Below are 13,479 nucleotides of genomic sequence, written 5' to 3'. Positions count from 1 at the left end.
CAACCGTCATGCCGGGCTCGTTCCGGCATCCACCGTTCCGCAGACCCGAGAGAAATGAGAACGCGGAACTGTGGTCCCCGGAATAAGCCCCGGGCAATGGAGCAAGCAGGGATGTCGCCCCGTTTCCCGTTCGCCCTGAGCGTAGTCGAAGGGCATGCCCAACGCGCAGGTGCTTCGACTTCGCTCAGCACGAACGGGGAGGGGCACTGCGTCACATGCAACATCCGGTGCCCCGCACTCGACGCCCCCGCCCAACGGACGGTATGGGGAAACAGAAATCTGTGAAAGCCCGACCGATGTTCGACCTCGACGCCTATCTCCTCCGTGTCGCGATGCCCGCGCGCCCGACGCTCGACTCGATCGGCCTCGGTCGCCTCCAGCACGCGCACCGTCTCGCCATCCCGTTCGAGGATCTCGACGTCGTCCTCGGCCGCGGCATCGCGATCGACACCGATTCAGTCTTCGCCAAGCTCGTCACCGCACGTCGAGGCGGCTATTGCTTCGAGCATAACCGGCTGTTCCTGGATGCGCTCAAAGAACTCGGCTTCACCGCCCGCCCGTTGCTCGCCCGCGTGTGGATCGCCGTCACAGACGTACCGCCGCTCACCCACACCTTTGCGCTGGTGACGATCGATGGCCAGGACTGGATCGCCGACACCGGCTTCGGCGGCAGCTACACGCCCGTCCTCCCGCTCGCCGACGGCGCCGAGGCGACCGCCCCCGACGGCGCCCGCTTCCGCCTCGAAGCGACCGAACAAGGCTGGATGCTGCTCCGCGACGGCGATCCGATGACAACCGACGGTCGCGGCGAGACGGGAGGATTCCAGCCGCAATACAGCTTCACCCTCGCGCAAGTGTTCGACGCGGACCTGGCAATGTCGAACCACTGGACCTCGACCGCACCGTCCAGCCGCTTCACCCACACCCCGATCGCCAGCATCGTCCTGCCGAACGGCTTCGCGTCGCTGATCGGGCGGAACTACCGCCGGCGCTCGGGGACCGACACGACCGTCGGCGAGATCACAGACCCGCGCGTGTACCGCATCCGCATGAGCCTGTTGTTCGGGATCGACCTGAGCGTCGAGGACGTCGCCGCGCTGGGATTATTCTGAAGCGCGGGGGCTGGCTCCGAGTATCGCCCTGCCCCACCGTTCGTGCTGAGTAGCGACCGAGTAGCTGCGTCAGCAGCGTATCGAGGGCGCGTATCGAAGCATGGGTTCCCCGCGCCAACCTGTCCTTCGATACGTCCTCTCGATATGCCGCTTCGCGCCTACTCGATGACTACTCAGGACGAACGGGGGAGGGGGAGCACGAACGGGACAGGGTGCAGACAAACGCAAGGGGCAGGGGAGGCGAAGGAAATCGCTCGCAGCGACTCAGGCCCGCTCGCGCTCCAAAAGATCATGCGCATCCAATCCCAACAGATCGATATGCCCCAAGATCCGCGGCCACTGCGTCGTCACGAAATTCTCGCGCTCCGCCACCCGCAAAGCCTCCGCCGCACCCGGCATCACGAACATCCCGACCCCGCGCCGAACCTCGACATACCCGTCGTCCTGAAAGCTCTGATAGGCCTTGGCGACCGTCAGCGGATTCGCCCCCTGCTCGGCAGCGAACGCGCGGACCGACGGCAATTGATCGCCCGCACGATAGTCGCCGCGCAAAATCCCCGCAGCGATCGTGCTGCGAAGGCGGATATATACGGGGCTGTCGTCGCTGCTGAGCGCTGTCATGCTGTTCTAATACAGCAATCTGGCGGAAAGTCGAGGCTCAAGATTCCCAATGGCTTACGAGCCGTGCCATATCCGGGCGAGGCCGTTCGTCGAGCGCCCGCGACGGCGTGCCGATGAACATGAACCCGGCGATCCGCTCCGCCGCGGACCCGAAGGCATCGCGCACCAAGTCAGAATAGGCCGGCCAACCGGTCAGCCAGCCCCCCGCAAACCCCTCCGCATGCACCGCATGGAGCAGGTTCATGCAGGCCGCCCCCGCCGAAAGCTCCTGTTCCCAAAGCGGAATCTTGCTCTCCTTCGGCGACGACAGCACGACCACCAGCGTCGGCGCCTGATGCGCGAACTGGTCGAGCGACTCGAGTTCGGTCCGCGACGCTGAAGGCCGTTCCGCGAGGTACGCATCCGTGATCAGCGTCGACAGTGCCGCGCGGTGTTCGTCACCCACGACGACGAACCGCCACGGCGCGAGCTTGCCGTGGTCGGGCGTTCGCGCCGCGATCTCGAGGATCGTCGCCAGCTGGTAGGAATCGGGGCCGGGCGCGATCAGGTCGCGGGGCTTTCCCGATCGGCGGGTGGCGAGCAGCGAGAGCGGCGTGGAGCGGTCGTTGAGCATGTCCCGGAAGATAAGCCCTGATGTGCGATATTTACAGGCCGAGCTTTGCCGCTAGGTTGCGCGCCATAACGGCCCCGCGTTCGACGGCGGCCAAGACGAGTATCAGGGAGCGTAAGAATGGTGGACACCCCGACCGCGGATACCCCGCGAGAGCCGGATATCACCCATATCAACCCGGCGTCCGGCGAAACCTGGTTCGGGCACCCCCGCCAGCTCGCGCGGCTGTTCACCACCGAGGCGTGGGAGCGGTTCGGCTATTACGGCATGCGCGCGCTGCTCACGCTGTACCTCACCAAGCATTTCGTGTTCGGCGACCGCGAGGCGACCGGGCTCTACGGTGGCTATACCGCGCTGGTGTATCTGACGCCGCTGGTCGGCGGCTATCTCGCGGACCAGTATCTCGGCTCGAAGCGCGCGGTGAAGTTCGGCGCGATCATCATGGCGCTGGGCTATCTGCTGCTCTGCTTCGGCGGCGAGACCGCCAAGCCGTACGCCACGATCGCCAACCAGCGTTACGCGATCGAAGTTGTCGACCAAGCCGATAGCGAAGTCCGCTATCTCGTCGACGGCGCGAACAAGCTGAAGATCAAGGGCAACGACGACGGCACCGTCTCGCTGCTCGCCCCCGACGGCTCGACCGCACGCACGGTCGAGAAGGGTGGATTCGAATCCGGCGCCGAACGCAGCAGCTTCTACGTCACCATCATGCTGCTCGCGCTCTGCATGATCTCGGTCGGCAACGGCTTCTTCAAGCCCAACATCTCGACGATGGTCGGCGAACTCTACGCGCAGGGCGACAAGCGCCGCGATGCCGGCTTCACGATCTTCTACATGGGGATCAACCTCGGCTCGCTGTTCTCGCAGCTGCTCTGTCCGTTCCTCGCGGTCGCGGTCGGCTGGTGGGCAGGCTTCGGCCTCGCCGCGATCGGCATGCTCGCCTCATGGACGCTGATCCAGTTCGATGGCGGCAAGCTCAACGGCTACGGCGAGCCCCCGGTCCGCACCGGTCCCGACCGCGCGCTCGGCATCTACGCGCTCGCGCTGCTCGGCATCCCGATCTTCTACCTGCTGTTCGTCAACCTCATGAACGCGGTGCCGCCGGTGCCGGGCTCCGGGATCGTCGGCTACATCGCCTCGCTGTCGCTGATGGGCAAATTGCTGTTCGGCACGTTCCTGATCGCGGTGCCCGGCATCCTGATCTGGTCGTTCATCAACGGCGAGCGTCGCGAGTTCCAGATGATGCTCGCGGCGATGGTCCTGATCGTGTTCAACGTCGTGTTCTGGACGCTGTTCGAGCAAGCCGGGTCGTCGCTGACGCTGTTCGCGGATCGCAACACCGACCTCAGCGTGTTCGGCCTCTTCAGCATCTCGGCCGGCCAGACCCAGTTCTTCAACGCGTTCTTCATCGTCGCGCTGGCGCCGGTGATGTCGATCCTGTGGACAAAGCTCGCCGCCAAGGGCCTGGAGCCGTCGATCCCCGTCAAGTTCGGCATCGCACTGATCGGCGTCGGCGTCGGCTTCCTGTTCCTCGTCTGGGGCGCAAGCATGGTCGGGCCGACGTTCAAGGTCGCGATCTGGTGGCTCGCCGGGCTGTATTTCATCCACTCGTTCGCCGAGCTCTGCATCTCGCCGGTCGGTCTCAGCATGATCACCAAGCTGTCGATCGCGCGCGTCGTCGGTCTGATGATGGGCGTGTGGTTCCTGTCGATCTCGGTCGCGCAATATGTCGCCGGCGTCGTCGCGCAGGTCGCGAGCGTCGAGACGGTCGGCGGCCAGGTGACCAATTTGAAGGTCAGCCTGGATACCTATGCCGGCGTGTTCTGGACGATCGGGCTCGTGTCCGCCGGGATCGGCGTCGTGCTGCTGCTGATCTCGCCGCTGATCAAGAAGTGGATGCACGGCGTTCAGTGAGCGACTGTTCCCCTCCCGCTTGCGGGAGGGGTTAGGGGAGGCCCCGACCCCTCCCGCAAGCGGGAGGGGAGGCCGTCAGATCCGCGTCATCGACATCGCCCTCTCGCCGTAGCGCGGCCCGGCAGTCCCACCCCGCGGCGCGGCCGCATCCAGCTTCGCCAGATCGTCGGCCGACAGCGCAACGTCCGCCGCTTTCATGCTGTCCTCGAGCGTAACCCGGCGCTTCGACCCCGGGATCGGCACGATATCGTCGCCTTGCGCCAGCAACCAGGCGAGCGCCACCCGTGCCGGCGAAGCCCCATGCGCATCGGCAATCGACTTCACCACCGCCACTATCTCCATGTTCTTGGCGAAGTTCTCTTCCGAATAGCGCGGGTCATTCCGCCGGTAATCGCCCTCGGGCAGATCCGACCGCGCGGTAATCTGCCCCGTCAAAAACCCGCGCCCGAGCGGCGAATACGGCACGAACCCGATCCCCAATTCACGACACAACGGCAGGATCGCGTCCTCGACGTCCCGCTCCCAAAGCGAATATTCGCTCTGCAGCGCCGCGATCGGATGCGTCGCCGCAGCCCGCCGAATGGTGTCGAGCCCAGCCTCCGACAGCCCGAGATGCCGCACCTTGCCCTCGCGTACGAGGTCGCCCATCGCCCCGACCGTATCCTCGATAGGCACGCCCGGATCGACACGGTGCTGGTACAGCAGGTCGATCGTCTCGACCCCGAGCCGCTTCAGCGATCCCTCGCACGCCCGCCGCACATTGGCCGGCGTCGAATCGACCCCGGTCATCCCGTTCTCGTCATAGCGAAACCCGAACTTCGTCGCGATCACGACGCCGTCGCGCTTGCCGCGGATCGCCTTGCCGATCAGCTCCTCGTTGACCAGCGGGCCATAGATCTCGGCGGTATCGAACAGCGTCACGCCCAGCTCGATCGCGCGGTGGATCGTCGCGATGCTCTCGTCGGCGTTCGCCTCGCCGTACATGCCCTTGCCGATGCCGGCCATTGGCATACAGCCGAGACCCAGCGCGGAAACCTCAAAATCAGGGCCGAGCGTGCGATACTTCATGCGGAATCTCCTGTGAGCCACTGCGGGCTGAAACGGAGATGGTGACGGCGGTGTCCATCGTCACGTTGCCGACGGTACGAAATAGGTCGGGCACGGTCTCGACTGCGATGAACAGCCCCAACGCCTCGATCGGTACCCCCATCGCGATCGCGACCGGCGCGACCGAGGCGATGAAGCTCACCGTACCCGGCAGCGACACCGAACCCATCGTCGTGATCGCCGCGGTTGCGATCCCTGCGGCGAGCTGCCCCGGCCCGATCGGCACGCCGACCAGATGCGCGACGTAGAGCGCCACTGCGAGGTTCATCGCCGGACTCGTCGCACGAAAGACGGCAACCGCAAGCGGGAGCACGATCCCCGCGGTGGCGGGCGAAGCCCCCAGCTCGACCGACCCTTTCAGCATCGCCGGCAGCGAGGCGAGCGACGACTGCGTGCTGATCGCCACCGCCTGTGCGGGCGCGACCGCGCGCGCAAAGCGCCCGAACCGCACGCGTCCGCCGATCATCCCGACCGGATACGCCGCGATCAGCACGACCACGCCGATCGCCGAGACGCAGACGATGTAATGCACCAGTGCACCGAACGCCGCGGTGCCGGTCCGCGCGCCGACACCGTAGGCGAGCGCGAAGATGCCGATCGGCGCGAGCTTCAACACCCAGCCGATCACGATCAGCAGGGCGTCGACCACCGCCTGGAAAAACCCGGTCAGGATACTGCGCTGCGCTTCGGGCAATTGCGTGACCGCGAACGCGAACGCCAGCGCGAACACGGTCAGCGGCAGGAACGCGTCCCCCGCCGCCGCCGCGACGACGTTGGTCGGCACGATCGTATCGAAGAACGCACCGATCCCCGGCACCGACCCAACCGGCGCGGTGGTCGTCAGCGCGGTGCGCAGTGCGCCCGCGAGCCCAGTGGGCAACGGCCACGCTTCGAGCAGCAACGGCGTCACCAGTGCGGACATGATCGTCACCGCCCACAGGATCGCGACCATCATGACCAGCGCGCGGATCGTGATCCGTCCCGCGCGTGCCGCCTCGGCCGTCGCTCCGATTCCCGTAACGAGCAATGAGACGATCAACGGCACGATCACCATCTGCAGCCCGTGCAGCCACGCCGAGCCGATCGGCTGCGTCACCGCGGTGACCGCGATCGCCTGGGACGGCGCGAGCGCGGCGGCGAGGATGCCGATCGCGATGCCGCCGATGAGGGCGATCAGGATCCGTGTAGCCTGCGACATGCTCGCCCTTCGTGGTTTACCGCGCTATCAACGGTGCAAACCCCGATACCGGACGGAAAGCACGTGTGATGGCAAGGAAATATTTCGGCACCGATGGCATTCGTGGCGCCACCAACGTCTCGCCGATGACCGCAGAGATGGCGATGAAGGTCGGCATGGCCGCCGGCGCATACTTCCTGCGCGGCGATCACCGCCACCGCGTCGTGATCGGCAAGGACACGCGGTTGTCTGGCTATATGCTTGAATCCGCACTGGTTGCAGGGTTCACCAGCGTCGGCATGGACGTCGTCATGGTCGGCCCGATGCCGACACCCGCCGTCGCGATGCTCACCCATTCGATGCGCGCCGATATCGGCGTCATGATCTCTGCTAGCCATAACGCCTACGCCGACAACGGCATCAAGCTGTTCGGTCCAGACGGCTACAAGCTGTCGGACGAAGCGGAGGAAGCGATCGAGGCGCTGATCGACGGCGACATCCCGCTCGTACCGTCGAGCCAGATCGGCCGCGCGCGCCGCATCGACGATGCGCAGGGCCGCTACATCCATTTCGCCAAGTCGACCTTCCCCGAGAATCTCCGCCTCGACGGGATGCGGATCGTGATCGATTGCGCGAACGGTGCCGCCTACAAGGTCGCACCGTCGGCGCTTTGGGAACTCGGCGCGGACGTCGTCGCGATCGGCGTCACCCCCAACGGTACCAACATCAACGACGGCGTCGGCTCGACCGCCCCGCAGACGCTCGCCGAGACGGTGGTCGCGAGCGGCGCGGACATCGGCATCGCGCTCGACGGCGACGCGGACCGGTTGATCGTCGTCGATGAGACCGGCACCATCGTCGACGGCGACCAGCTGATGGCGACGATCGCGGCAAGCTGGGCGCGGCAGGGGCGGCTTGCGGGCGGCGGCCTCGTCGCGACGGTGATGTCGAACCTGGGCCTGGAGCGCCACCTTGCGGCCCAGGGCCTCGGCCTCGTCCGGACCAAGGTGGGCGACCGCCACGTGCTCGAGAAGATGCGCTCGAGCGGCTACAATGTTGGCGGCGAGCAGTCGGGCCACATCATCCTGTCGGACTATGCGACAACCGGCGACGGACTGGTCGCGGCGCTGCAGATCCTGGCGGAGGTCAAGCGTTCGGGCGCACTGGCGAGCGAAGTGCTGCACCGGTTCGAGCCGCTGCCGCAGTTGCTGAAGAACGTCCGTTTCGCCGGTGGCAAGCCGCTTGACGATGATGCTGTAAAGGCGGTGATCGCGCAGGCCGAGGCCGAACTCGCCGGCAACGGACGTCTGGTCATCCGTCCATCGGGCACCGAACCGGTGATCCGCGTGATGGCGGAAGGCGACGATCCGTCACAGGTCGAGCGTGTCGTCGACCGCATCTGCGACGCCGTCCGGAAGGCTGCCGCCTGATGCTCGAGATGCGCCCCGCCTGCGAACGCTGCACCACCGACCTTCCCGCCGACGCGCCGGGCGCATTCATCTGCTCGTTCGAATGCACCTTCTGCGCGGAATGTGCCGATGCTCTCGACGAGCGCTGTCCCAACTGCGGCGGCGAATTGCTCGACCGCCCGACGAGGCTGGGCGAGGCACCACCGCAAAAGCCGGCGGGCGCGCGGCGGCACTAGGAACGGTTCGAGTAAGCGCCACCCAACCACGTCTACCACCCCGGCGAAGGCCGGGGCCCAATTGGGAAGGTCGAAGTAACGGAACGCAAACCTCAGTCAGCAACCTCTCCCAACTGGGCCCCGGCCTCCGCCGGGGTGGTGAAGAGAGCTGCACCCCTGTCCTACATCCGACCGATCACGCCATAGCCGATCCCATGACCGCCAACCGCGCCAACCCCAGTCCGGTATCCCCATTCCAGCCCTGCCTCAGGCAAGGTGCAGACCCGCTCCAGCGTCTGCACTTCGTGCACTTCGCCCCGATCTGGGACACTTAATGACAGCGCGGGTTCTCATAATAGCCGGCTCCGACTCGGGCGGTGGCGCAGGAATTCAAGCGGATATCAAGACGGTAACCATGCTCGGCGGCCACGCGATGACCGCCGTCACCGCGATCACCGCACAGAACACGCTCGGCGTTCAGGCGGTCCACCAGATCCCCACCGAGATCGTCCTTGCGCAGATAGACTCCGTCGTCTCGGACATTGGTGTGGATGCGATAAAGATCGGCATGATCGGCTCCGCTGAAACCGCGAATGCGGTCGCCGAATATCTAGAGCGTTTTTCCCCCCTCCCTGAAAGGGAGGGGAGCAGACTTCCCATCATTTTCGACCCGGTGATGATCGCAACCAGCGGCTCCGTCCTCGCCGACGCCGCCACTATCGCCGCCTTCACCCGCCTCATGCGGATCGCCACGCTCGTAACCCCCAACCTCCCCGAACTCGCAGCCCTCGGCGGGGAGACCGCAATCCGCGCGCTAGGCCCGGCCGTCCTCATAAAAGGCGGCCACGCCGAAGGCCCCTCCGTCATCGACCGTCTCGTCACGGACGCCGGCGAAACCCGCTGGACCAACCCCCGCATCGAAACCCGCCACGCGCATGGCACCGGCTGCACGCTCGCCAGCGGCATCGCCACCGGGCTGGCCCAAGGCCTGCCGCTCGACGCCGCAATCGAGCGCGCCATCGCGTTCGTCCGAGCCGCGCTTGCCAACGCACCGGGGCTAGGCGCAGGCCACGGCCCGATGGGCCACGCACTCGGCACCAGTCCGTTCGACCAGTTGAAAGACCGCCAATGCCCGGCATGAAACACGAAAAGCTCTGCGTCGGCCCCGTCGCCGGTGTCGACGAAGCCGGTCGCGGTCCGCTCGCCGGGCCAGTCGTAGCCGCCGCCGTGATCCTGCCCGCCAAAGGCGTCCCCCGCGGCATCGACGACTCCAAGAAGCTCTCCGCCTCCGAGCGCGAACGACTCTGCGCGCGCCTCACGCGCTGCGCGATCGTCGGTATCGGCATCGTCCAGCCGGACGAGATCGACACGCTCAACATCTACTGGGCGACGATGAAGGCAATGACCCTCGCGGTCGACGCGCTGGCGGTCGAACTCGGCCAGGCCCCCGGCCACGTCCTCGTCGACGGCAACCGCTTGCCCCGCTGGACCTACCCCGCCACGCCGCTCGTCGGCGGCGATGCGAAGTCGCTGTCGATCGCCGCCGCCTCGATCGTCGCCAAGCACACGCGCGACCTCATCATGATCGCCGCCGCCGACGTGCATCCCGAATATAACTGGCATTCGAACAAGGGCTATGGCTGCGCGCACCACATGAAGGCGCTCCGCGAACACGGCCCCACGCCGATTCACCGCCGCAGTTTCGCCCCCGTCGCCGCCGCCTATCTGGCGCGCGAGGGACTTTTCGCACAGGAAACGACGAGCTGAGTCTTTCGCGCCACACCCCAAGGGCTTGAGCCGCGAGTCTCCCACGACTCAACATCTGGGCAACGGCGACTCGATTGGTCGCAGCGACGGAATCACGCCGAAACGCCGTTAACGAATGTTTGCTTGACGGAGTCGGACAATTCCGCCGCTATGGGCGTCGATAAGGGGCGGAAAACATGGGTTTGATCGACACGATCGCACGGCCGCGTGCGAAAAAGGCAGGGGAGCCGGCGGTTCAAGCCGTCCTTCCGCTCGACCAGATCCTGCGCGGCGACTGCATCGAGCACATGAAGGCGCTCCCGTCGAATTCCATCGACATGATCTTCGCCGACCCGCCCTACAACCTCCAGCTCGGCGGCGAACTCTATCGTCCCGACGGATCGCATGTGGATGCGGTCACCGACGACTGGGACAAGTTCGACACCTTCGCCGCGTACGACCGCTTTACCCGCGCCTGGCTCAAGGAAGCACGCCGCATCCTCAAGGACGACGGCGCGCTCTGGGTCATCGGCAGCTATCACAACATCTTCCGCGTCGGCGCGGCGGTGCAGGATCTCGGCTACTGGATCCTCAACGACATCGTCTGGCGCAAGACCAACCCGATGCCCAACTTCCGCGGCACCCGCTTCACCAACGCGCACGAGACGCTGATCTGGGCGTCGAAGGGGGAGAAGGCGAAGTACCACTTCAACTACCGCGCGATGAAGACGCTCAACGACGAGCTCCAGATGCGCAGCGACTGGGAATTCCCGACCTGCGGCGGCGCCGAGCGGCTCAAGAAGAACGGCACCAAGGTGCATCCCACGCAGAAACCTGAGGCGCTGCTGTACCGCATCCTGCTGGCGTGCACGAAGCCCGGCGACGTCGTGCTAGACCCGTTCTTCGGCACCGGCACCACCGGCGCGGTCGCCAAGCGTCTCGGCCGCAACTGGATCGGCATCGACCGCGAAGGCGACTACATCGAAGCCGCGCAGGAACGCATCGAGGCCGCACTGCCGCTCGACGAATCGGCACTCGCGACGATGATGAGCCCGCGCACGCAGCCCAAGGTCGCGTTCGGCGTGCTGGTCGAGAACGCGTATCTCGCCCCCGGCGCGGTGCTGACCGACTCGAAGCGTCGCTGGCGTGCCACCATCCGCGCGGATGGCTCGCTGCTCAGCGACTGCGGCACGATCGGTTCGATCCACAAGCTCGGCTCGACGCTCCAGAACGCCCCCGCCTGCAACGGCTGGAGCTTCTGGCATTACGAAAGCGACAAGGGGCTGAAGCCGATCGACGACCTCCGCCAGACGTATTTGCTGGCGAACACGATCTGACTTTTGCTCCCCTCCCGGGAAGGGAGGGGCTGGGGGTGGGTTGGCGGCTTGGCGGGCGATACGTAAACCAATCGGCAGACCCACCCCCGACCCCTCCCTTCCAGGGAGGGGAGCAGGAGAACGATCATCCACCTACGCCCCGTCCAGTTCGTCGACACCCCGATCGGCTACGAAGACAACAGCGTCGCGCGCCTGGCGGGCGGCCTGCAGTGGTTCGCCGCGTACGAAGTAATCGAAGGCCGCGCCCGCCGCACGATCCCCGTCGCCGATGTCGCGACGCTGGGCGAGCGCGCCGCGCACCTCCACGCCGCTATCATTGCCCCCCGCGCGCGCCTCCAGCTTGGCGAACGCACGCTCCGCTTCGACCAGCCGATCATCGCCGGCATCCTCAACGTAACCCCCGACAGCTTCTCCGACGGCGGCAAGCATGTCGATGACCCCGCCGCCGCCGCGGCCGCAGGCATCGACATGGCCGCCGCTGGCGCGACGCTGATCGACGTCGGCGGGGAGTCGACCCGCCCCGGCGCCCCCGCGGTCTGGGAAGGCGACGAGATCGCGCGGCTCGTCCCCGTCGTCGAGCGTCTCGCGCGCGCCGGTGCGATCGTCTCGGTCGACACGCGAAAGGCCGCGGTCATGGAGGCGACGCTCGCCGCCGGCGCGCACATCGTCAACGACGTCGCCGCGCTCCTCTGGGATGACCGCGCACTTGATGTGGTCGCAAAAAGCGGCTGCCCGGTCGTCCTGATGCATTCGCCCGACCCCAAGAAAGGCGGTCACGGCGACGGCGGATACACCAACGTCCTCACCGACGTGTTCGACTGGCTCGAAACCCGGATCGCCGCGGTCGTCGCGGGTGGTGTCGACCGGTCGCGGATCATCGTCGATCCCGGCATCGGCTTCGGCAAGACGCTCGCCGAGAACCTCGCGCTGCTCAACGGCCTCGCGATCTTCCACGGGCTCGGCTGCCCGATCATGCTCGGTGCCAGCCGCAAGCGTCTGATCGGCGCTCTCTCGAACGAAGCGCCGGTCGACCAGCGCCTCGCCGGTTCGCTCGCGCTGGCACTTAAGGGCGCCGAGGCCGGCGTCCAGATCCTGCGCGTCCACGACGTCGCAGAGACGGTGCAGGCGGTAAAGATCTGGCGCGGTCTGCGCGATCAGTCGCTCGTTGGCGGCTAAGCGGGGCGGCTGATCGTCGCTGCATTGCAGCGAAACGCCTCTTCGCGCATTAAAAGCCCTGTTAACAAGGGAGCTTTCGTTTGATCGTCACTGCAACACCGCGCCTCAGTCAAATCTTGAGCGAGGTCTGGCGCCCGCTGCTGGGTCTTTTCGTCTGGGACGTCGTCGTCACGATCACCTATTACGTCTTGCCGTTTCATGCGCCGGCCCTGCCCCTGACGCTGTTCGGTACCGCGCTGGCGCTGTTCCTCGGCTTCCGCGACAACTCCGCGTATCAGCGCTGGTGGGAAAGCCGCGGGCTGTGGGGCCTGATGATCAACGCCTCGCGCAACTTGGCGCGAATGGCGCGCAACATGCTGCCCGAGCCCGAGGGCCACGATATGAAGCGGACGATCGTGCTCCGCCAGATCGCGTATGTGAACGCATTGCGCTGCCAGTTGCGCAAGCAGCCAGCGCCTCCCGAAGTGTTGCGCTTCCTGTCGAAGGAAGAGGCGTCGTTCGCGCTCGATCGCACCAATATTGCCAACGGCCTGCTCGACGGCACCGGCCGCCGGATTGACATTGCGCGGCGCAACGGCTGGATCGACACCATCCAGCAGACGCAGTTCGAGGCGATCCTCGTCGATATTGCCAACGCACAGGGTGGCATGGAGCGTATCAAGAACACGCCGCTGCCAAACCAGTATCGCTTTTTCCCCAGCATCTTCACGCGTCTGTTCTGCATCCTGCTGCCGATCGGCCTGGTCGAGACGCTTGGGTTCGCGACGCCGATCGGCTCGACGATCGCCGGGTTGATGTTCCTCGCCGTGCTGCAGATCGGTGACGATCTGGTCGACCCGTTCGCGGACACGATCCACGACGTCCCGCTGAACGCAATGTGCCGAACGATCGAGATCGATCTGCTTCAAGCAATCGGCGACGAGGCTCCAGAGCCGTTGCAGCCTGTCCGCGGCGTGTTGTGGTAGGAAAGACAGGGGTCGACGCTATGGAGCGTCGACCTCCTCTACAGAACGGCTGTCCCACTGGCCGCGTTGAAGAAGATAAAGCCGGATCAA

Annotated in this window: 13 protein-coding genes; 9 read left to right on the top strand and 4 right to left on the bottom strand. The window is 66.0% G+C overall.

What is annotated here, in order from left to right; translation table 11 throughout:
* Window positions 1-296: 296 nt before the first annotated feature.
* A complete protein-coding gene (locus ASE82_RS13640) occupies window positions 297-1,112 on the top strand; it encodes an arylamine N-acetyltransferase family protein (RefSeq protein ID WP_056064279.1) in 816 nt (271 codons plus the stop codon).
* Window positions 1,113-1,376: 264 nt separating this feature from the next.
* Here ASE82_RS13640 and ASE82_RS13635 read toward each other — a convergent pair whose 3' ends face one another.
* A complete protein-coding gene (locus ASE82_RS13635; RefSeq protein ID WP_056053547.1) occupies window positions 1,377-1,733 on the bottom strand; it encodes a GntR family transcriptional regulator in 357 nt (118 codons plus the stop codon).
* A gap of 37 nt (window positions 1,734-1,770) precedes the next feature.
* Window positions 1,771-2,346 (bottom strand): nitroreductase family protein, encoded by a 576-nt coding sequence (locus ASE82_RS13630; protein WP_056064276.1) that lies wholly within the window; start codon window positions 2,344-2,346, stop codon window positions 1,771-1,773.
* 117 nt (window positions 2,347-2,463) lie between these two features.
* Here ASE82_RS13630 and ASE82_RS13625 point away from each other — a divergent pair, with 117 nt between their 5' ends.
* Entirely contained in the window at window positions 2,464-4,257 is a 1,794-nt protein-coding gene (locus ASE82_RS13625; protein ID WP_056064273.1) for a peptide MFS transporter, read from the top strand.
* A 75-nt stretch (window positions 4,258-4,332) separates the two neighbouring features.
* Here ASE82_RS13625 and ASE82_RS13620 read toward each other — a convergent pair whose 3' ends face one another.
* A complete protein-coding gene (locus tag ASE82_RS13620) occupies window positions 4,333-5,325 on the bottom strand; it encodes an aldo/keto reductase (RefSeq protein ID WP_056064270.1) in 993 nt (330 codons plus the stop codon).
* Window positions 5,300-6,562, bottom strand: a complete 1,263-nt coding sequence (locus ASE82_RS13615; RefSeq protein WP_056064267.1) for a dicarboxylate/amino acid:cation symporter — start codon at window positions 6,560-6,562, stop codon at window positions 5,300-5,302. The genes ASE82_RS13620 and ASE82_RS13615 overlap by 26 nt, the downstream gene beginning before the upstream one ends.
* 68 nt (window positions 6,563-6,630) lie before the next feature.
* Between ASE82_RS13615 and glmM the strand changes: the two genes are divergently transcribed.
* From glmM to ASE82_RS13580, 7 genes are all read left to right on the top strand, one after another.
* Entirely contained in the window at window positions 6,631-7,971 is a 1,341-nt protein-coding gene (glmM, locus tag ASE82_RS13610) for a phosphoglucosamine mutase (RefSeq protein ID WP_056064264.1), read from the top strand.
* Window positions 7,971-8,186 (top strand): DUF1272 domain-containing protein, encoded by a 216-nt coding sequence (locus ASE82_RS13605; RefSeq protein ID WP_056064261.1) that lies wholly within the window; start codon window positions 7,971-7,973, stop codon window positions 8,184-8,186. Before glmM ends, ASE82_RS13605 begins: the two co-directional genes overlap by 1 nt.
* A gap of 313 nt (window positions 8,187-8,499) precedes the next feature.
* On the top strand, window positions 8,500-9,306 hold the full coding sequence (gene thiD, locus ASE82_RS13600) for a bifunctional hydroxymethylpyrimidine kinase/phosphomethylpyrimidine kinase (protein WP_056064257.1): 807 nt from the start codon (window positions 8,500-8,502) through the stop codon (window positions 9,304-9,306).
* Window positions 9,294-9,932 carry a ribonuclease HII gene (locus ASE82_RS13595; RefSeq protein WP_056064254.1) on the top strand — a complete coding sequence of 213 codons (639 nt, stop codon included), beginning with the start codon at window positions 9,294-9,296 and terminating at the stop codon, window positions 9,930-9,932. The genes thiD and ASE82_RS13595 overlap by 13 nt, the downstream gene beginning before the upstream one ends.
* Before the next feature lie 176 nt (window positions 9,933-10,108).
* Window positions 10,109-11,248, top strand: a complete 1,140-nt coding sequence (locus tag ASE82_RS13590) for a site-specific DNA-methyltransferase (protein ID WP_056064251.1) — start codon at window positions 10,109-10,111, stop codon at window positions 11,246-11,248.
* A 126-nt stretch (window positions 11,249-11,374) separates the two neighbouring features.
* Window positions 11,375-12,424, top strand: coding sequence for a dihydropteroate synthase (gene folP / locus ASE82_RS13585; RefSeq protein WP_056064248.1), 1,050 nt, complete (start codon window positions 11,375-11,377; stop codon window positions 12,422-12,424).
* 80 nt (window positions 12,425-12,504) lie between these two features.
* The gene (locus ASE82_RS13580) at window positions 12,505-13,389 is read left to right on the top strand and encodes a bestrophin family protein (protein WP_056064245.1); all 885 of its coding nucleotides are present in this window, start codon (window positions 12,505-12,507) and stop codon (window positions 13,387-13,389) included.
* Window positions 13,390-13,479: the final 90 nt, after the last annotated feature.

Source organism: Sphingomonas sp. Leaf230, from assembly GCF_001421745.1.
In the GTDB taxonomy this organism is placed as follows: Bacteria; Pseudomonadota; Alphaproteobacteria; order Sphingomonadales; family Sphingomonadaceae; genus Sphingomonas.
Note: the sequence above shows the minus strand (reverse complement) of the source record. Positions and strands in the feature narration are given on the sequence as shown.